General features: G+C 40.0%; 18 protein-coding genes. 7 read left to right on the forward strand and 11 right to left on the reverse strand.

What is annotated here, in order from left to right; translation table 11 throughout:
- Positions 1-218: 218 nt before the first annotated feature.
- From FRX97_RS05260 to cysD, 6 genes are all read right to left on the reverse strand, one after another.
- Complete coding sequence (locus FRX97_RS05260) at positions 219-1,106, reverse strand: ABC transporter permease (RefSeq protein ID WP_147014144.1); 888 nt, start codon at positions 1,104-1,106, stop codon at positions 219-221.
- Positions 1,107-1,200: 94 nt separating this feature from the next.
- Positions 1,201-1,569 carry a four helix bundle protein gene (locus FRX97_RS05265; RefSeq protein ID WP_147014145.1) on the reverse strand — a complete coding sequence of 123 codons (369 nt, stop codon included), beginning with the start codon at positions 1,567-1,569 and terminating at the stop codon, positions 1,201-1,203.
- Between the two features lie 363 nt (positions 1,570-1,932).
- Positions 1,933-2,103 (reverse strand): four helix bundle protein, encoded by a 171-nt coding sequence (locus tag FRX97_RS12480; RefSeq protein ID WP_147014284.1) that lies wholly within the window; start codon positions 2,101-2,103, stop codon positions 1,933-1,935.
- A 476-nt stretch (positions 2,104-2,579) separates the two neighbouring features.
- On the reverse strand, positions 2,580-3,848 hold the full coding sequence (locus FRX97_RS05275) for a sulfate adenylyltransferase subunit 1 (RefSeq protein ID WP_147014146.1): 1,269 nt from the start codon (positions 3,846-3,848) through the stop codon (positions 2,580-2,582).
- A gap of 136 nt (positions 3,849-3,984) precedes the next feature.
- Positions 3,985-4,365: a four helix bundle protein gene (locus tag FRX97_RS05280; protein ID WP_147014147.1), complete on the reverse strand. Its 381-nt coding sequence runs from the start codon at positions 4,363-4,365 to the stop codon at positions 3,985-3,987.
- 241 nt (positions 4,366-4,606) lie between these two features.
- Positions 4,607-5,506, reverse strand: a complete 900-nt coding sequence (gene cysD / locus FRX97_RS05285; RefSeq protein WP_147014148.1) for a sulfate adenylyltransferase subunit CysD — start codon at positions 5,504-5,506, stop codon at positions 4,607-4,609.
- Between the two features lie 142 nt (positions 5,507-5,648).
- Here cysD and FRX97_RS05290 point away from each other — a divergent pair, with 142 nt between their 5' ends.
- Positions 5,649-6,014, forward strand: coding sequence for a four helix bundle protein (locus FRX97_RS05290; protein ID WP_147014149.1), 366 nt, complete (start codon positions 5,649-5,651; stop codon positions 6,012-6,014).
- 132 nt (positions 6,015-6,146) lie between these two features.
- Here FRX97_RS05290 and cysC read toward each other — a convergent pair whose 3' ends face one another.
- Both cysC and FRX97_RS05300 read right to left on the reverse strand, forming a co-directional pair.
- Entirely contained in the window at positions 6,147-6,998 is an 852-nt protein-coding gene (gene cysC / locus FRX97_RS05295) for an adenylyl-sulfate kinase (protein ID WP_147014150.1), read from the reverse strand.
- On the reverse strand, positions 6,995-7,522 hold the full coding sequence (locus FRX97_RS05300; RefSeq protein WP_147014151.1) for an ArsR family transcriptional regulator: 528 nt from the start codon (positions 7,520-7,522) through the stop codon (positions 6,995-6,997). The genes cysC and FRX97_RS05300 overlap by 4 nt, the downstream gene beginning before the upstream one ends.
- Positions 7,523-9,455: 1,933 nt before the next feature.
- Here FRX97_RS05300 and FRX97_RS05305 point away from each other — a divergent pair.
- The 6 genes from FRX97_RS05305 to FRX97_RS05330 all read left to right on the forward strand — a co-directional run bounded on the left by FRX97_RS05305 (position 9,456) and on the right by FRX97_RS05330 (position 14,951).
- Positions 9,456-9,956: a UpxY family transcription antiterminator gene (locus tag FRX97_RS05305; RefSeq protein WP_147014152.1), complete on the forward strand. Its 501-nt coding sequence runs from the start codon at positions 9,456-9,458 to the stop codon at positions 9,954-9,956.
- Positions 9,957-10,017: 61 nt separating this feature from the next.
- Positions 10,018-10,773 (forward strand): 3'(2'),5'-bisphosphate nucleotidase CysQ, encoded by a 756-nt coding sequence (gene cysQ, locus FRX97_RS05310; RefSeq protein WP_147014153.1) that lies wholly within the window; start codon positions 10,018-10,020, stop codon positions 10,771-10,773.
- Between the two features lie 131 nt (positions 10,774-10,904).
- Entirely contained in the window at positions 10,905-11,561 is a 657-nt protein-coding gene (locus FRX97_RS05315) for a glycosyltransferase (protein ID WP_147014154.1), read from the forward strand.
- Positions 11,552-12,259, forward strand: coding sequence for a GNAT family N-acetyltransferase (locus tag FRX97_RS05320; protein ID WP_147014155.1), 708 nt, complete (start codon positions 11,552-11,554; stop codon positions 12,257-12,259). Before FRX97_RS05315 ends, FRX97_RS05320 begins: the two co-directional genes overlap by 10 nt.
- Positions 12,247-13,410: a dTDP-4-amino-4,6-dideoxygalactose transaminase gene (gene rffA / locus FRX97_RS05325; protein ID WP_147014156.1), complete on the forward strand. Its 1,164-nt coding sequence runs from the start codon at positions 12,247-12,249 to the stop codon at positions 13,408-13,410. The genes FRX97_RS05320 and rffA overlap by 13 nt, the downstream gene beginning before the upstream one ends.
- Positions 13,411-13,520: 110 nt before the next feature.
- Positions 13,521-14,951, forward strand: coding sequence for an ArnT family glycosyltransferase (locus FRX97_RS05330; protein WP_147014157.1), 1,431 nt, complete (start codon positions 13,521-13,523; stop codon positions 14,949-14,951).
- A 196-nt stretch (positions 14,952-15,147) separates the two neighbouring features.
- Here FRX97_RS05330 and FRX97_RS05335 read toward each other — a convergent pair whose 3' ends face one another.
- The 3 genes from FRX97_RS05335 to FRX97_RS05350 form a co-directional block, all read right to left on the reverse strand.
- Positions 15,148-15,603: a hypothetical protein gene (locus tag FRX97_RS05335; RefSeq protein WP_147014158.1), complete on the reverse strand. Its 456-nt coding sequence runs from the start codon at positions 15,601-15,603 to the stop codon at positions 15,148-15,150.
- Positions 15,581-16,096, reverse strand: a complete 516-nt coding sequence (locus tag FRX97_RS05340; RefSeq protein WP_147014159.1) for an archaeosortase/exosortase family protein — start codon at positions 16,094-16,096, stop codon at positions 15,581-15,583. The genes FRX97_RS05335 and FRX97_RS05340 overlap by 23 nt, the downstream gene beginning before the upstream one ends.
- Before the next feature lie 260 nt (positions 16,097-16,356).
- Positions 16,357-19,920 carry an autotransporter outer membrane beta-barrel domain-containing protein gene (locus tag FRX97_RS05350; protein WP_147014161.1) on the reverse strand — a complete coding sequence of 1,188 codons (3,564 nt, stop codon included), beginning with the start codon at positions 19,918-19,920 and terminating at the stop codon, positions 16,357-16,359.
- Between the last annotated feature and the right edge of the window lie 256 nt (positions 19,921-20,176).

The raw sequence follows: 20,176 nt of genomic DNA on the forward strand, positions 1-20,176 counted from the left end.
ATTTGTTGGATTGAAGATTTGTTGAGTTGATGGGTTTATGGGTTGATGGGGGAATGGGTTGATGGGGAAGTGTTACCTCCCTCCTCATTAACTCTTTAACCCTTTAGCCCTTAAACTTTTTTACACCGTATCAACGAAAGTTTTTTCGGTCTTATTAAATACCTTAAATGTTGATTTGTTGAACTGATTATTTGTTGAGTTGGGGCATTTCCTTGGTATTAAACGGTATCCACGAAAGTCTTCTCGGTTTTATTAAATATCAAAACTCCTACAAGTAGCACTACCAACATTAGTCCTGTGCTGTAGCCTATGCCTTCCCAGATGAAATGACCTGCTCCGAGGAACATGTACTTAAAGGTTTCGATGATGTGTACAAAAGGATTTAGTAAAATCAATGTTTTGTATTGCTCTGGCACCGTAGACACTGGAAAAACCACAGCGGAGGCGTACATCATTAACTGTACGATGAAGGTCAATAAGAAATTTAAGTCACGGTATTTGGCGGTTAAGGAAGTGAAAATGATTCCCGCGCCTAAACCATAGCCTGCCATCAGAATAAGCAAGAGGGGTAGCAGCAACAGGGTCTCGTTAGGATTTACCTCAGCTCCTCGCATCCACAAATACACAAATACACAGATAAACAAGGCAAACTGAATTCCAAACTTTATTAGTCCTCCAACCACCTTACTTAAAGGCATAATAAGCCTTGGAAAGTAGACCTTCCCAAAGATGTTTTCATTCTCTTTAAAGGTCTTCGAGGTTTGGTTAAAAGTCTCTGAAAAATAATTCCAAATGGTAATTCCAGCTAGGTAGAATAGAATCTGAGGTGTTCCGTCCGTTGAAATTTGTGCTATCCGCCCAAAAACCAGCATGTAGATCAAGGTGGTCATAATGGGTTGTACCAAAAACCAAATTGGTCCAAGGATGGTTTGCTTGTATATAGTTACCACGTCTCTACGCACGAACATTTGTAATAAGTCGCGGTAGCGCCAGATTTCACGGAAGTTGATGTGGAATAGGGAGCGTTGGGGTTCGATGATCGTAGTCCACTGGTCTTGATGTGGATTTGTTGAAGTGTTGATTTGTTGAGTTGATTGAGAGCCCATTACTTTAATCGGAGGACGATTGGGGATTTACTATTTATATTATTGGTTGAAGTGTTGATTTGTTGAGTCGATTATTTGTTGAGTTGATTGATAGCTATTGTTTTAGCTGATATTTTCTGAGCGCATTCAACTTGTTAGAAATCTCAGAAATATCGTTTCTTATCTGCTGTAATTTTTCTTGCGAAAGAAAACCAAAATCTGTGCTTAATATGAGTTGATTTAGCAATTCCATTAATGAGGAATAAGCTAATTGAGTAAATCTAGCCTGATCTTTTCCTGAAGTCCTACTTGTTCCTTCAGCTATGTTTGAGGTCACGGATACAACTGCTCTTGGCATCTGATTAACCAAACCAAACTGTTCGCTGCTCGGATAGTCGGTCGTTATGCTATAAATTCTTTTGGAAAGATTTCTTGCCAAATTCCAGACTTCAAGTTTTTCAAAAGGGTAGCTGTGACCTTCCATTAATTACATTATCAGCGCACCTCAACTCAACAAATCCTCAACTCAACATGAAACACCCCGCCTTTGGCGTGGATACAGCTTCGCCTCCTCAGTCACATGTGATGCACGGCTAAGCAAGCTTTTAGAATAATGAGTACTTTTTTTACTCAAGTGTATTCCTGGGTACGAATATGTGAAATTTTGTAAAGTGGACAAGGGGTTTGGGCGGATTTGTTTTTTGGTTCGTCGATTATTTAGTTCGTAGGTGGTAGGTCGTAGCTGGTAGTTCGTAGTAAATAGCTCGTAGGTCGTAGGTGGTAGCTGGTAGGTATTAGCTGGTAGGTCGTAGCTAGTAGCTAAACAGACCGATTACGGCAATTGACATCAACTGGTTTTTATAGATTTTATCAATCCATTTAGCATTTTAGCTATTTCAATTGCCTCCTGCTCAAGCTGATTTACCTTCTCAGCTGAAATCCAGTTTAATTTTTGTAATACCGTCAATAGTGTTACGGTTTCATATAAAGAACCTCTTGAGATATATAAAAAGTGAATAAACTCTTATTTCTTATTCATTTTTCATTTTTTCCATCGATGAAAAAACGAAACAAAAAAATCTAGGGCTGCACCTCCCTCGCTTATTCATCTTCAGAAATCCTAAGAAAGCCCTAAAAGGATTTCCTCAAGTCAAGGTCTTGAGTCTTCGACCCTGTCAATCTTTTGGTTTTCTAAGGATTTCTTTTGATTCATTGCGCTCATGAGCTGATGCCCAACGTGCTCCGAAGAATGGAAATCGGAAAGGCGAATTTATTTTTCACTAAAAAGTACAAAGAGGTGCTCCGAGTTTATTTTGAATTAGGGATGAGGAGATCAATGATGAAGCAATGAAGGACGGAATTTTTCTTTTCATCTATTTATCAATTCATCCTTTCATCAATTCATCTATTCATCAATTCATCTATTCATCTCGTTTAAAAAGTGTTTCAAGATCCACCCTAGATAAACACTAAACCAGTGAAGTTAGCTTGTGGTTAACGGATCATCCCCGCCGCTACTGTAGCATTACTACCCTCTTCTACTATAATGAAAGAGCCTGTATTTCGGTTTTTACTATACGGGTCGGCAGCGATGGGTTTGGCGAGGCGTAAGTTTACACGGCCAATTCCATTCTTTTCCAGCTTGCTACTTTCTTCGTTTACGTGGAAGGTGTTTACGTCAATTTCATGAACCAGACGCTTTACCTTGCACATCACTTCGTTTCCGTTGTACATGAGGGTGTATTTCTTAGCTGGATTCATAGGACTATCTCCCATCCAACACAACATGGCATCTACATCTTGTATGCTCTCTGGCGTATTTTCTACCTTGGCTATAACATCTCCCCTGCCTATATCTATGTCGTCTTCTAATTCTATCGCAACCGACTGACCTGCAAATGCTTCTTCTACCTCCTGATCTAACAAGTGGATTTTTGCCACTATTGATTCCATTCCCGATGGTAACACTTTTACCTCATCTCCTTTTCGGATTACCCCACCAGCTATCCTTCCAGCATAACCACGGAAATCGTGATATTCGGTCTTGTGTGGTCGGATTACCGTTTGAACAGGAAGTCGGAAATCCCTTAAATTTTGATAATTACTTACCGGCAAACTCTCTAAGGTATGCAAGAGCGTAGAGCCTTGATACCAGGTCATATTCTCTCCCCTTTCGACTACATTGTCTCCAACTAATGCTGATATGGGTATAAAGCGGATATCTTGTATGGTCAGTTTGGATTCTAGCTCCTTAAATTGAGCAATAATGTTTTCATAAGCTTCCTCCTTATAATCCACAAGATCCATCTTGTTTACACAAACAATAAGGTGAGGAATATTCAACAAAGAGGCTATAAAGGTGTGTCTTTTGGTTTGCTCCACTACCCCATTTCTAGCGTCGATTAATATTATTGCCGCATTGGCTGTACTGGCTCCTGTAACCATATTACGGGTATACTGGATATGCCCAGGCGTATCGGCAATGATAAACTTGCGCTTAGGGGTGGAGAAATAACGGTAAGCAACGTCTATAGTAATTCCTTGCTCACGTTCATCTTTTAACCCGTCGGTTAACAAAGAAAGATCAATATGCTCCAAGCCTTTCTTCTTCGAGGTATTTTCTATAGAATCTAATTGATCCTGGAAGATGGATTTAGAATCGAATAGTAATCTACCGATTAGGGTTGATTTTCCGTCGTCGACGGAGCCGGCGGTGGAAAAGCGAAGGAGATCGCGGTTTAGGTATGTGTTTACTTGTGACATTTTAAATATTGTTTAGTGCTGATGATTGGTTGACGAATTGAGGGATTGACGAATTGAGGGATTGATGAATTGACGAATTGAGGAATTGACGAATTGAGGAATTGAGTATGCTACGTTTTGATGCATTTCGGTATTCCTACGATTTACTTTTGGCATAGCGATGTAAGGCATTTAATTTATTGGCTATTTCGTCAATAGTTGTTCTAATCTCGTACAATCTTTCGCCCTCTATATATTTTAATTTACTTGCTATTATTAATTGATTGAGAACTTCCATTAAACTAGAAAAGGCTATTTGAAAGAATCTAGCTTTATCTTTCCCCTCTCTACCATTTCCTTCAGCGATATTTGAAGAAATACTTACTGCAGCTCTTCGCAATTGTGAAACAAGTCCAAATTTCTCCGCATCTGGAAAGCTCCCTGTGACAGTATATATTTCAGTTACCAATTGAATACTTATCTGCCAAACTTCGAGTTTTTCAAATCCATACTCGTATACTTTTTTGTTGTTACTCACTTGTCGATTTTACTATTCAAAGACCCGTCAGTTTTTCAACCTCAAAAAAGCTTTACCCAAGGCTTGCATCCAAAACTCCGAAGTTTCACCGCGTAAAATTAACATCTCGCAATTCGTCAGTTTATCAGTTAGTCAATTCGTCAGCTTTCAAAACAGTCTACCAGTAAACCCAAAAATCTGTAAACGCATCGCTTGGACAAACCAATTCGCCAATCAGCCAATTCGCTAATTAGCCACTTCGCTAGAAGTACCCTTCCTTCTTACGCTCTTCCATTGCGGCTTCGGAGCGTTTGTCGTCGGCGCGGCCGCCGCGTTCGGTTTGGCGGACTGCAGCTACTTCGGCTACGATTTTTTCGAGGGTATCGGCGTCGGATTCTACCGCTCCAGTAATGGTTAGATCACCCAAGGTGCGGAATCGGATTTTTTTATTTTCTACCTTCTCCCCTTCGCGCAAGGTTAGATATTCGGAATGTGCTAAAAACACCCCGTTTCGGTTCACTACATCGCGGTTGTGCGCAAAATACAAGCTTGGTAATTCTATATTCTCCAGTAGGATGTATTGCCAGATATCCATTTCCGTCCAGTTGGAAATTGGAAATACTCTAAAATGCTCCCCTACTGCTTTTTTACCGTTGTATATGTGCCAAAGCTCTGGTCGTTGGTTTTTTGGATCCCACTGACCAAACTCGTCGCGATGTGAGAAAAAACGTTCCTTGGCCCTTGCCTTTTCTTCGTCTCTTCTCCCCCCTCCCATACAGGCGTCGAATTGATTGCCTTCTATGGTTTCTAAAAGAGTTACAGATTGTGCTCTATTTCGGGATGCGTTAATTCCAGTTTCCTCGGAAACGGAACCGCTTTTGATACTCTCCTCAACGGATCCTACAATAAGATTAGCGGATAATTTCTCAACCAACTTATCTCTAAACTTCAGGGTTTCTGGGAAATTATGCCCCGTATCTATATGTACCAATGGAAAAGATAGATTCATTGGATACAAGGCTTTGTACGCCAAATGTGTTAGTACGATACTGTCTTTTCCACCTGAAAATAGAATACAAGGGTTATCGAATTGAGCGAAGGTTTCTCGGATTACTTGAACTGCTTCGGCTTCTAGTTCGCGGAGGTGATTGTATTTGTACATTTTTTGAGGTTTAGTGGTCAGTGGTTAGTGGTCAGTGGTTAGTAGTTAGTGGTTGAGTGGTTAGTGGTTAGTGGTTGAGTGGTTTGGTGATAATTAGCATTTAGTTGTAGACGACTTATGCAAATTTTTAATATTTTAAAATATGAGTTCCCACAAAAACTTACGGGTTTACCAAGAATCCATGGATTACGTAACCAAGATTTACGAGATAACTAAAACTTATCCTAACTCAGAGCTGTTCGGATTAACCAGCCAAACTAGGCGTGCCTGTGTCTCTATTCCACTGAATATTTCCGAAGGAGCAAGTCGAGGATCCACTAAAGATTTTTGCCGGTTTCTACGATATTCTCTTAGTTCTACGTCCGAAATAGATACTGCCCTAACCATTGCTAAAAACATCGAACTCATAGACGAGAAGCAATTAAATGAATTGATAATTGATCTGGTTTCATTACGAAAGAAGCTCATGGCCTTAATTAATAGTCTTGAGAAAAAGTTGAGTGGTTAGTTGTCAGTAGTTAGTAGTTAGTGGTTAGTAGTTAGTAGTTGGGTGTTATGGGATTATAACCATTGACCATTAACCATTGACTATTGACCATTAACTATTGACCATTAACACCAACAATTCAACATTCAAATCCTAACCTTCCTCCGATAGCGCAATCTCTCTCCTAACCACCTCCAGTATTTCCTCCACACTTTGGTCTATGGATTTACCTTCGGTGTTGATATGAAGTTCTGGATTTTGGGGTCTTTCGAAGGGGGAGTCTATTCCGGTGAAGTTTTTTAACTCACCTGATCGAGCTTTTTTGTAAAGGCCTTTTACATCTCTTTGCTCACACACTTCTAATGGTGTATCCACAAAGATTTCGAAAAATCTGTCGTCCCCTACTATTTCGCGAGCCATTTGTCTATCCGCCTCGAAAGGGGAAATGAAACTGCACAACACCACAATTCCGGAGTCGGCAAACAATTTTGCAATTTCCGATACCCGACGAATATTTTCTTTTCTACCTGCATCGGTAAAATCCAGGTCTTTATTTATTCCCAAACGGGTATTGTCTCCGTCCAACGCAAAGGTATGCACCTTTAGTTCGTACAATTTTTCCTCCAAAGAATTGGCTATGGTAGACTTACCCGATCCACTCAAACCGCAAAACCAAAGTACCATAGACTTGTGCTTTTTATGGACCTGTCTTTTTTCTTCGTCTATTTTAAATGGGTGGCGAATTACGTTGTCTACCATGGTTTGAAATCTTCTTTTCTTAACTCCAAAATTAGTTCGGTACCAAATCCTTTCGTGAAAAAAATAGAGAATGATTTTGGTAAAAACTTCGAGGCCACCAATTTTCACTCCCGACATGGGGTTTCCGGTAACTATCCATCCTAAAACCATAGTATCTATGGTTCCCACCACACGCCATGAAATGGTCTTGGCTATATGTCGTTTTAAGGACGGATCCTTTTTGAACTTTACAAATAAATCGATCATTCCTTATGCCAGAGCAATAAGTTAGCTTCACTTTTAAGTATGGGTTGTGCATCGTATATGGATGCATACACCGTGTAGGAAATGGTTTTATTAAGCAGATGTTGAGCTGTTTTAATCAACTTCGTGAGTTCGGTCTCTATAACATCTCCAATTACTGCTATTTCCACCTCATCGCAATCAATACCATCTGCGAGTTTCCCGAGGAGGAATACACTTTCCAATCCGCCCAGCTTACTGGTTACCTTTTCTACCAACACATCTAAACCAACATGTTTGCGCACCAGCTGATTAATCTCGTTATACAACGGATGTTGGGTATTTACAGTGTAGAATTTCTTGTTTCCATCGAGCTCTGAGGACAACATTTTGGCCTCTTCCAAACGATTTAACTCCTTGCGTATGCCATTAGTACTTTCTTCAAACTCATTCTCGAGGGAGCGCAAGTACGCTTTGTTCCCAGGGTTGAGAAAGAACTTAAGCAGAATTTTAAGTCGGGTTTTAGAAGTAATAAGTGCCTCGATCACAGCGAGTAAGCAAGAAATCAACTGGTTGTAAGGCACAGCTTCGCCACCTCAGTCCCAAGCTGAATTATCGGATAAAGGACAAATATGAGTATTTTTTTTGCTCGATTTGTGTAGGGCGAGATGATTTTAATTTGGGTTGAGGAGGGGATGAGGGGATGAAGGGGTTAAGAGTTAAGTGTGAAGGGTTAGCGGTTAGTGGTTTAGTAGTCAATGGTTTACGGGTTTATGGGTTTATGGGGTGATGGGGTTATCAGTTGAAGGGGGGGGGGTAGCAATTAGTTCGTAGCTGGTAGGTGGTAGGAGGTATCGCCATGTTGTTAACGAAATCTCGCCAAATTCCGGGATTACTGCTACGGGTTTTTCGCGGTTATCGAGTGGTCACGCCATTTGCGTGGGTGTATCGAGATAACATAAGCGAAGTACTCTGCCATACTCCAGAACTGTCATTTCGAACGTAACGGAGTGAAGAGAGAAATCCCGTAAGAGCAGAACACTGCTCAATCACCATTGTAGGTACTCATCTATTTCTCTCATTTTCATTTTTTTCATTGATAAAAAAACGAAACAAAAAAATCTAGGCCTAGACATTTCTTTTGTCATAGCTGGACGATAAACATAAGTGCGGCCAGGCGAGCTATCGCTTCCTGGTCTTACTAATGTTTATTCTACATCTATTTCCTCAGAAATCTATGGCCAAAGGGACGCACGGACGGTTGTCGGGGGGGGGCTCGCTTTGTGGCTAACGGGATCCCGCTAATTGCGGGATGACTGCTACCGGTTTTAAACGGTTATCGAGTGCCCAGGCGTAAAAAAGCCTAGGTGTATCGAGATAACATAAGCGAAGTACTCTGCCATACTCCAGAACTGTCATTTCGAACGTAACGAAGTGAAGAGAGAAATCCCGTATGGGAGGTGCATTGCCCAATAATCTTTTTAGGTATCCTTATGTTTTTCTCACTTTACTTTTTTCATTACCAAAAAAGTAAACAAAAAGGCTAGGACTGCCTTTCTTCAGCTTGACTCACTTTTGAAGCATTAAGAAAATCTAAAAGGAACTCCAACAACCTCGGTTTGTTGTCTTCGACCATGTCGTTCTTTTGATTTTCTAAATGCTTCTTCAGTTTATCTGCACCTCAGAAAGGATGTCCGCCAAGGACGCACGAATAGTAATCGAAGGGAGGAGTCGAAATGGTTAACGGGATCTCTCCTATCGTCGAGATGACAGGGTTGCTCAAAGGCGGAGGAAGAAGCCAAGCTACAAAGCTGTCATTTCGAACGGAACGGAGTGTAGAGAGAAATCCCGAATGGGAGGGGCATTGCCCATAAACATTTCTGTAATCTTTAGTTTTTCTCACTTTACTTTTTTCATTACCAAAAAAGTAAACAAAAAGTCTAGGGCTGCAGATCCCTCTCTCATTCATCTTCAGAAATCCTTAGAAAGACCTAAAAGGATTTCCCCAAGCCTGGGTCTTGTGTCTTCGACCCTGTCAATCTTTTGGTTTTCTATGGATTTCTTTTGATTCATTTCGATCTTGATCTGATGCCCAGAAGGACGCACGAACGATTGGAGGAGGGGTGAATCGCGGTGTTGTGTACGGGATCCTGCCTAATACGGGATGACAGCTGCGGGTTTAATACGGTTATCGAGTGCACACGCCACAAGCGTGGGTGTATCGAGATAACATAGGCAGAGGATTTATCCTTGTTACAAAGCTGTCATTCCGAGCGTAACGGAGTGAAGAGAGAAATCCCGTATGAGAGACACATTGCCCATAAACATTTCTGTAATCTTTAGTTTTTCTCATTTTCATTTTTTTCATTGATAAAAAAACGAAACAAAAAAATCTAGGCCTAGACATTTCTTTGCTCAAAACCCAGTTGGCTTTCTATTTTTGCTAATTATTCCCGAACCTACAATACCGACAATTTGGTAATGAGTAACCCGAGTCAGAATGATAACAAGCAATGGATGGCGGTGTATGTACGCTCTCGAAATGAGAAAAAAGTACAGCTTCGATTAGAGATGCAAGGTATAGAAGCCTATGCTCCCGTACAAGAAGTAAAACGCCAGTGGAGCGATCGAGTTAAAAAGGTAAAGATCCCAGTAATTCCATCTTATGTTTTTGTTCGGACAGATGAGCGAGAGCGCCAAAAAATATTGCAGGACCCGGCCGTTATGAATTTCGTTTTTTGGCTGGGAAAACCAGCCATTATTCGTGATGAAGAAATAAATAGAATCAAGTTTATTTTAAAGGAAAAGGACTTAGACGAGGAAATAAAATTTGAGCAACTCCAAGCTGGGGATAACGTTGAAATTAAATCCGGGGCTTTTTCAGGTGAAATTGCGGAGGTATTGGAAGACCGAAAAAGTGAAGTAACAGTGATCCTAAAGAGCCTGGGTGTAAAATTGACTGTATCTAAAATTGTTTTATAACCCCCTAAAGCTACATTTCCCACTTTTTACCTGTCCACCTTTAACTTTCCACTATAAAATCATGACAAACATTCAACTAATAGAAATTGCTAAAAAGGCCGCAAAGGCAGCAGGTAAAGAAATCATAGAAATCTATGAAACTGGTGACTTTTCTATAGAAGCAAAGGAAGATAACTCTCCATTAACCATCGCAGATCAGGCCGCGCACAATATTATTATTCAACATTTAAAAGAAACAAATCTTCCCGTTTTAAGTGAGGAGGGTCGTGATATTCCGTATTCAGAGCGAAGTGCATGGAATAAATTTTGGATGGTAGATCCTTTGGATGGAACAAAAGAGTTTATAAAAAAGAATGGTGAGTTTACGGTAAACATTGCCTTAATCGAAAATCAAAAGCCGATTCACGGAGTGGTTTACGCACCGGTGTTGGATAAAATGTATTTCACTACCGATGGTGGCGCATCTATGCTAGAAGGAGAGGTTGAGACTAAATTGAACTCGAATCCGTATGAAGAAATTAAAAACATCGTAGCCTCTCGTTCACACAAATCTCCAGAAACAGAGGAAGTTTTGGCAAAATACCCCAATGCCAAGGTGCTTTCAATGGGCTCCTCCCTAAAGTTTATGCTACTCGCTGAAGGAAAAGCGCAGTTATATCCCCGATTTGCCCCTACCATGGAATGGGATACTGCTGCTGCTCATGCTGTTTTGAGTGCTTTAAATTACTCCGTTAAAAATCCAGAAGGCCAAGAATTACGATACAACAAAGAAAACTTGTTGAATCCATTTTTTGTGGCGAAAGGGATGAAGGGATGAAGGGATGAAGGGATGAAGGGAAAATCGGAAATCTGCAATTCAACGCAAATTATCCCTCATCTTTTCATTAATTAATCTCACTTGACTGAAACTGTAATTTCAAGATCCCCGATGATTTCAAACTAAAACATATGCATATCTCAGTAGTAATACCTGTATTTAAAGCAAAGCCATACCTGAAAGAATTGGTTTTCCGTTTGGAAAAGGCGCTTAGGGGGTTATGGGTTGATTACGAACTGATTTTTATTGAGGATTGCAGTGAGGATGGAACTTTAGAATTGGCAAGTGATTTGGCATTAAATATTCCCGAACTGCAAATCCATCCCAATGAAGAAAATATAGGTCAGCACCCTTCTATTTTAAAAGGTTTAAAACTAGCCAAGGGGGATTGGGTGGTAGTAATGGATTGTGATTTACAAGAACACCCAGAAGATATTTCCCGCTTACTTAAAAAGGCCTTGGAAGGATTTGAAATTGTCTTAGCCCAAAGAAAGCGACTTGCTTCCAACCGTAAAAAAGCGATAAGCTCAGCCCTTTTTTATAGATTAATGAGAGGGTTTGGATATATCCATAATCCTGAAATAGCCAATTTTGGTATTTATTCTAACGAGGTGATTTCGGAAGTTTTGAAAATGACAAAACCTGATTTTTTCCCTTTACGAATAGCAAAGTCCACCAGAAAAAAAACAGCTATATATGTGGATTATACCGAGACAAAAACATCAACATATACTTTAGCAAAGCGTTTTAAATTGGGCGCTTCTATTTTTTGGCAGCAATGGAGGTAAAAGCATTAGCTTGGGATAGTGTTTTTTTTGGTTTTCCGGTTGGAATGGTTGATTATTCAAATCTACCTGTCAACATTGGCAATGGTAAATCTACCAAAGAGTTTCAATTAATTTATAATACCCACCCTCATATTAGTCCTCCATTTGGTTATACTGAAAGCTACCAAGGGGGTAAAGTCACTTTCCAAAAGGAAATACATCACCCCTCCTTACCTATCTTACATAAAGATTTTTGTTTAAGTACACGAAAACCTAGTACGCAAGATTATAATTTAAAAAGATCACTTCAGGAACTTTACTTTTTAGCTGGACACCGCAGTCGTTTTAAACTGGACCAAGAAATTGGCGATTTAAATTTTAAGCGCCTATACACCCATTGGTTAAATGAGTCTTTCAGTGGAAAAATGGGCGATACCGTATATCAGTTAATTTATAAGGAGAAATTAGTGGGTGTGCTTTCCCTTAAAAAAACAGCTAACACAACAAGTATTAGCATAATTGCCGTCCATCCGAAATTCCAAGGCCAGGAAATTGGTACCACGCTTATTAGATTTGCAGAAATTTGGGGAGAAATTCAAGGATGCACGTCATTGGAAGTGAACACCCAAACTTGCAATACTAAATCGATTGCACTATATAAAAAGTGTGGTTTCAGCATTAAAAATCAAATAAACGTTCAACACTTTTGGAAGAAATAGGCCTCAGTAAATATTCACCTATACCACTAACAAAAAGCTATACCCCCAAAAATGGCTTGAAATATGTTAGCAGGGTTTTAGGGTCTGGACATACTGGAGGAAACGGATTTTACACTCAAAAGTGTCATAATTGGTTTAAGGAAAATTTTGGCTTTAAAAACTGCTGGCTTACCAGCTCTTGTACCGATGCCCTTGAGATGTCGGCCCTTTTATTGGAAATAAAGGCTGGGGATGAAGTTATTATTCCGAGCTACAACTTTCCGAGTGCCGCAAATGCTTTTTTATTAAGAGGTGCAAAGGTGGTTTATATTTCTAGTTCGGCATGTAAACCCAATATGGACATAGCAGAATTTAAAGCAGCAATAACGCCAAAAACCAAAGCTGTTATTTTGTTGCACTACGCTGGCTTTGCAGATAATTTAAGTTCGATTTTGAGCACAGCGAAAAAACATGGTATTGCGGTGGTAGAAGATGCTGCACATGCCTTAGGTGCACAATATGAAGACCAGTGGCTGGGTAGTTTTGGAGATATAGCTTGCTTTTCTTTTCACCAAACCAAAAACATTTCCTGTGGCGAGGGAGGACTAATAGTAGTTAACAAGCCAGAACTGTGTGAAAAGGCCGATGAAATTTGGCAGATGGGCACCAATAGAGCCGCCTATCAACGTGGAGAGGTTAATAGATATAGTTGGAAAAGAATAGGATCGTCCTTCTTACCCTCGGAGCTAAATGCTGCGCTTCTACTGGCCAATTTGGAGCATTTCCAAGAAATCCAGAAAAAGCGGCACGAAGTCTGGAACCGATATTATCAAGAATTAAGGGGCCTGCCTAAGTCGCTAATCGGCTTACCCAGTATCCCCTCCAAAAATATGCACAGTGCCCATATTTTTTACATTATACTGCCAACGGAAAAGCTTAGAAATAAAGCAATAAAAAAACTAAAGCAAGCAGGTGTACAATCTGCTCCGCACTACTCTTATTTGCACATAGAAGCCCTTCAACAAAAAGAAATAATCGCCTTTAACAACAGCCCCGGAATAGATTTTGAGCGGCAGTTGTTGCGTTTACCTATATATCCGGACCTTTCGATTGCAGAGCAAAAAAGAATAATCTCTTGTATTCATGAATTCGTTTACGAGATCGAAAATTGAGTGATCTCGATAGAGTTTGTGGGCAGTAAAACAGATATTGAAGTTCCTGGAAAAGGTAACATAATGTTGTACCAAGGACCTTGTGAAACCGACTGCTATCTTTACGCTCAATGAAAAACTTCCTTTACCTATTGATTTCTGCTTTGGGCATTTGGCATCTGTATACTCTTAACAGATTCCCTACTCCCATGTATGATCAGGTGTTTTTCCAAGATATAACACTCGCTTGGTTACAGGAAGGAAAATTTTTACTGCAGGCCGCACCCAATTTATACGGTTTTGAGGTAACCTTTTACGGTCCAGTTTATTTTATTTTACAGGGGTGGATAAGCCAATTAATCGGAACCGGAATTTGGGAGTTTAGAACGCTTAATCTTCTCTGTGGATTTGGCTTGATTCATATCATTTATCGCTTCGCTCGGCAAATGAAAATAAATCAAATCCTGGCGCTGGTTTTAATAGCATTAGTTCTAATAGAAAATGTTTTTGGTAATCTGTTGCATTCGGGAAGAATGGATTTTGTTGCAGAATTCTTGGTTTTGGTTGGAGCATTTGCCCTTACCAGAGCACCCAACAAAAATTCCAGAACAACAATTATCCAGACTGCTGGATCTTTATCCATTGGTATGGCATTTGTAACCACACCCAGAGTAATTTTCTTATTTCCATTCATTATTTATGCTTTTTATTATCTCTACCATAAGCAAGGAATTAAAGCCATATTATTTCCGCTAGGCATTATTATAACTCCTTGTCTAATTTGGGTTTTCGGATATGTGGGAATGGAAAATTATATATCGCGGATGCAGCACCCCATTGTTAAAGGTCACATTGGGTCTACTTTAAGTTGGAACAGTCTTTTCAGACAAATGTATAATGTGCCTCTGGTGGGACTTTTTATCATTAACATCCTAATATGGGTTTGCTCAACAACAAGAAGAAAAGAGGAGATTTTACAATGGAGTAATTCGAGTAATAATTTGCGGAACCCTTTGCTATTAAGTATTCTTTCCTCCATTCTCTTATTTTTTGTCCTGGTGGAAGAAAGAGCCCCCTACTCCGGAATGGTATACCCTTTGATGCTATGGTTAATTATATTTAGTATCGACCGTTTTTTAAAAAAGTATGGCTCCACTAAAAAAAGATTTCGCATACAATTTATTCAGATGGTCTTTATGGCAGGAATAGTCATGCATATGCTTGTGAGCATAGGTATTTTCACCGTAAAAAATGTTGCCCTAATTGAAACGTGGTCGTTAAGAGATGAAAGTAACATTGAAATAAATTTTGGTGAAGCCCCTGTGGTATACTCCTCTCCAATTTTTTATTACCAAATCATAAACGCGGGCAAGGAATTTAGGTTTTACCGGCATATGACCAAGGAAGAGCGATTAATGCATCCCGTTTTTTGCAACCGTCTCGTTGTATATAATTCATGGAAAGACCGAGTAAGCAGTTTTAAAAGTTATTATAATGTTTATCGGCATAATCCAGCAAAGGAAGGGAACCTTGATCTAAACGCAGCCGTTAAACCCAATTGAGCAGGAACGCAATTTCTTTGTATTGTACTGTTCACGCCTCATGGCAAGTCTAAAAAACCACTTACTATCTTGAATTAAGACTTGTTGAAAATTAATGAGCTGTGGCAAAAAGTACGCATTGGTTCTTATTGCTGCGACGCGGCAGCGGTTCTACCAGAACCGTACTAAACATTAGTAAGGCACTTTTTTAAGCAAATTATACTACAGCCCCTCTATGCAATAGATAAAAAACAATTACCGGCAATGGGCCCTGGAACTTTACAAAGAAAGTGGATAGAAGACCGGCGTATTGAGATAAATTTAAATGGTTTAACACTAGGGATAGAACGGCACAGGTTAACGCAAGAGCAAAAAAGATGATTAGAAAAGTTTTTTGTTTGTTGACTCCAATTTTGAGGGCATCGAGCAACACCCATGAAATAAAAGCTGAAATAAGGAGAAAAAAGATTTGAAAGCCCTTTTCGATGTAGATTAGACTGTCCCCAGCTGCTTGGAAAACCTGAATTACTCCTGTGATGCGCTCCCGTGGGAATTCGAAAGTTGATTGACCCAACACCACATTGGCATGGAGAATAAGAATATGCCTGAGGTAGCCAAAAACTATGAAAAGTAGAATACAGAGGGTTACGTTAAGCCATCTTCCGTTTGGCATGGGGTACAGCGAATTTTTTAATCCAATAGAACCAAAGAACAAAAACAAAACTGTAAACCAAAATAATGAAGGTGTATTTGTGGTTCCATTTCATGACCTCTATGTTGTAATCGGCAAGAATGGTTAACGCGGCTACTCGGAGAATATTAAACGCGTGCACTAGCAATAAGCCGAGAGGCACATACCAGAATTTGTGTTTCCAGGGTCCCGGAAAAGCTATGGCAAAAGCAGCAAAGAGCGCCAATAGATCTACACCATCGCAACCTTCAGCAACAACTAAAATACCGGAACGACCCAAATTTATTCCGCTTGTAACGCCCCCCACACAACCTAACAGGGCATCAAATCCTAAAAATTTAAGCAAGCCTACACTTTGTTCGGCAACAAGCTCTCTAAAAAAGATATGTATCTCGTTTCCTGATAGATACATGAGAGTTTGGTAGCCGATAAAAAACAAAATCAGCGAGAAAATAAACTTAGTTACCCTCAACAAACCTTATTTTGGTTATAAACATGAACATACCAATTAAAGACATAAAAACATACAACAATACGTTACCAACGGGTATAAATGAATAGCATTGGGTCTGAGCGTCAGATGGATCTGATGCACAAAATGCATATTCTTCAGCACTACAATTAGCGGGAGCGTTGGTTATGGTACAAGATGAACAGTCCGAAGTACAACAATAACATGAAGAACCACACACTCCACAGGCAGCAACAGGTTGAGCAAAAATTGGCACTCCAACACTAAGGGTTATTAGGAGTAAACATAATCTTAAGGCATTTTTCATCAATACAATAAATGTGGGGTCCTTGTATTAGGTTTATGGCTGAGGTATGGGGTAAGGTTTCAATTAATTTGCCCTCAAATGTAAAAATTTGAACTTGCTTCGCCATATCCAACAGCTGTATTTTACCATTCTTTATCTCCAAGCCTTGTAAATTAGCATGGTCCGATAATGATGTGGTGCTCTTAACTACGTAAATGGTATCTCGCTCGGTTTTTACACAGTTCTCCCTATTGGTCTCCAATTGCAGTGGTTTAGCTCCTGTATTTTCGAAACTCACTAATAGATCTTTTACAAAAGATGTTTTCCCATCTACTTTCCATATATAATACTCATTCCCTCTATCTCTCGGTGCCAACGTAATTACCTGCCCTTGGGCTACTGTATCTCCAGCATTCCAGAAAAAACGAGCATCCACTTCTGCCCCATCAACCACCTCAAAGTCCAGCGATTTAATACCACAAGCTAAATTCCCACTTAAATTGGTCAGTTTATAGTTGCCTGCAGTCAATTGTAGATTCACCTCATCTTGCAATACGGCAAATTTATCCATCACCATTCCTGCCTTACTTAATTGCCAGTTAGAAGAGTAGAACATTTCGTTGGTGTTGATGGAAACCAATCCTTGATCACCTGCACAGACTGGATCTTTCACCTCAAATTCAGTAGCGTAATCTCCTCCAAAAACTAATACATAGTCGGTTGAAATTCCATCGGTCAAATCCACTGGAATGCGTTTACCTTCGCTTATAAAAAACACTTCGCCCGTACTTTTTCTTTTTAAGGTTAGGCAATGGTTTTTGGTTAGAGCAGCCATGTTTTCAAAAGTTAAATGATGCTCCCCCGCACTATTACTTTTAATCCCAAGAGGCATCTCAATTTCCTCCGTTGTATTAATATCCAATGCATTTACCCAAAGGTTTAACCAAGTTGTATCTTCTAATACATCAACCGCAAAGCTTCTGGAGCCAATCGCTCCAAAACGAGGCACATCGAAATTGATATCCTTCTCGGGTTTGGCCTTTGGAAAATCCATTAACCATAAGAAATCTTTCCTATTCCCAGATTCCAATCTCACTTTTAGACCCACTTCGCTAATATCTCTCGCTTTTTTCCTATTTGAAGATTTGTAGTACGCAGAACTATCTTGACGATATTTATGCGACTCCTTGATCGTTAGGGTGTAGGTTTCGCTACTGCTAGAAGAGTGGTAAGCCTTTACCCAAAAGCCCTGGTATGCAGGGATAATGCTATCATGAATGTAACTGGTCTCAGTTGCTGCATTATAAAAACCATAATAACCCGGACTACCTGGATCTTGCCAATATCTATCTACCTGACCAAGAATGTAGGCAGTGCTGGTAATGTACCCATTGGTTTTTAGGGTGGCATTGGCAGCATCGTTGTATATATCGTTCCAGTTTATAGGTGCTGCATAAGGGTTCCCAACGTGGTTCCATCCATCGTGATCTGTTCTACTATTGGCATCGTAGTTAGAATAGTTGAATTTCAATTTAAATGTTTGATCCCCAGTGTAAATTCTCCCCGTATCCTCTAGGGTAATAGCGAAGGTGGTATCTGAATTATTACCGTAAAGTACTCTCCAAACTGACCTATCAAATTCACTTCCATCGAATGACGCTACTGCATCATTTATGCTCGTAGCATCCGTAAAACCAACATTTAACTCATCTAAAACAGTTTCATCATAATGATGCACCGAGTTTCTTACGGCCCCCGGGACATTTGACCCCGAGAAACCATACATATTTAAGCCTTTATTTTTCCATGACGCTAGTGTAGTACCTTGGATAGGAGAACTTAAATCTCTGTATGCGACATAAGGCAAAGGCAAATATTTTTGTATTCCGAATCGTCCACGGGGACTACCGCTATAGGTTATCGCACCCGTAGAAGCAATCTCATCGATATATGCCGTGAAAGTTACATTAGAAAGCATTTTAACATAGCTACTTTGATTGAGCACCAACTCTATCTCAGTACCTATTTCTAGTCTGTTTGCAACATGAATGGTATCGGAAGCGGGTAAATCTCTGTTTATTGATGAACCAGAAGTTCTTTCGAGCTTTAAAATTCCATAGGGCTCCCAGGTGCTACCGTCTGAGGTTAACTCATACAAGGTTTGGGTTGCATTTCCGTAATAGTTTACGGTATTATCTCTATCCACACTCCAATAAGTATCAAGGGTAGTAAAGTTTCCGTCTATCCGCATGGTGGTAGCGGAATCTAACTGTATTACTTTGGTTCCATAGGAACTATTGAGACTAATCTCCTTACCGGAATCTACGCTGAACACACCTTCAGCCAGCCAAATCCTACCTACTCTTGGAGATGTATCATCAATATCTAAGCTAGAGGAACCTAGGCTTTTGGTTCCAGGTCCTGATAACTTAACAATCGGATAATCCACCGCTTCTTGAATGATATCTTCTGATAGGCCTTGCGTTGGATGATAAAATTCTATGTATCCTGCGGCATTAGAAGTTAATACACCATTAGGTGGAACTCCATCGGCATAGGCACTTGGAGACAGTTTTAGGGTGCCTCCGGAAAGAATATTGATTTTATCGGAAGAACCCGAAAGGGCATCTAAATTTTTACCCGCCGCATCCAAATGCAGCTTTGCGCCATTGTCTATGTATAGTTTTCCTTCCACAATGGTGTTGGTCAGCGAAGTCTCAATATCCACATCTGCAGAGGTATTTTTTACATACAGATGATTGTAAGTAATGTTATCCGTTTCTATGGTTTGCGCCGAGGTTCCATCCCACCAAAACTCGTAAGAGGTATTGCTATTTGCATCTACCACCGTTATGCTTCCTTCATCATTACAATCTATACTGTTTCCACCGTACTTAAAAGTTTTGGATTTAGAATCGAATGATCCATCGTCGTTCGATTCAATAAAATTTGTGGTACTCAAACTTATCGCACCTGCACTCATAGAAATAGAACCATCAACATCCATGGTACCATTTCCAAGGGTAATTTGGTTGGATACACCCAATGCACTTAGCAACGCATTGGACAGGGAAATATCCCCCGTTACATTCATTGTTCCAGCATTAGTTCCAGAACCAATGGTTACCGCATTAGTACCCGCTATGGTTAAAAGCGTTGAACTTAAAGTTAAATTACCTCCTACCGACAACGTTCCTTCTATATTTATAGAAGTGGACCCAGTACTCGCACCACTTATTGTGGTATTGAGTGTAACATTTCCAGTGACTGTGAGCGTATTTCCCGAAGAAATATTCAGTTCAGCATCGGTAGCACTCGCAATATCGGCCATATTGTTAAGTACCAATCGAGCTATTGTATAGCTGCCGTCCAAAGTAATACTGTGACCACTCTCTATGGTAACCGTATCGTTTACTCCCGGGACAACACCTCCAACCCAGGAACTGGTACTACTCCAGTTTCCGTTGGTACTTGAGGTAATAATTCCAGCAAAGAGAAGGTTGGCTGTAAGAAGTGATAGTAGTGACAGAAAAAACTTCATGAGCTGTGGTCTTTACACTAAAAATAACCATCAATCCCACGGTTAACCCTATATTTTCGACTGCCAGAATTGCTTATCGGATGAATTGGTTATATAGGCTCCTAATTCGATAAAATTAGTTAGACCTCCCGGTTTAAAGGAGGAGGGAAAGGCTAGAAAACACATTAACCAACTAAGCAACAAGCTCTTACAACCCTATTTACCATGGTATTAAAACAAAAAAACCTCCCGCAAAACGGGAGGTTTCCTTTGGTGG

The sequence above is a fragment of the Luteibaculum oceani genome, from assembly GCF_007995015.1.
GTDB lineage: Bacteria > Bacteroidota > Bacteroidia > Flavobacteriales_D > Luteibaculaceae > Luteibaculum > Luteibaculum oceani.